Annotated in this window: 1 pseudogene; it reads left to right on the top strand. The window is 63.0% G+C overall.

Annotated features, from left to right (window positions below):
- Positions 1-486, top strand: a pseudogene (locus BGE37_RS24785) (type IV secretion protein Rhs); the annotation flags it as partial.

A 486-nucleotide genomic window follows, 5' to 3' on the forward strand; every position in this document is an offset into this window, starting at 1 on the left:
CATATGGCGTCGGGCGCGGTGACGGCGGTGACGGGGCCGGACGGCAGGACGGTGCGGTATGGCTACAACAGCCAGCGGCAGGTGACGTCAGTGACGTACCCGGACGGGCTGCGCAGCAGCCGGGAGTATGACGAGAAGGGAAGGCTGGCGGCGGAGACCTCACGCAGCGGTGAGACGACGCGGTACAGCTATGATGACCCGGCGAGTGAGCTGCCGACAGGGATACAGGATGCGACGGGCAGTACAAAACAGATGGCATGGAGCCGCTACGGTCAACTGCTGGCCTTCACGGACTGCTCGGGGTACACGACACGGTATGAGTACGACCGGTACGGTCAGAGGACGGCGGTTCACCGGGAAGAAGGCATCAGCACTTACAGCAGTTATAACCCGCGTGGTCAACTGGTCAGTCAGAAGGATGTGCAGGGGCGTGAAACCCGTTATGAGTACAGCGCCGCAGGCGACCTCACCGCTATCATTGCCCCG

This window comes from Escherichia sp. MOD1-EC6300 (assembly GCF_002965045.1).
Lineage (GTDB): Bacteria > Pseudomonadota > Gammaproteobacteria > Enterobacterales > Enterobacteriaceae > Escherichia > Escherichia coli_F.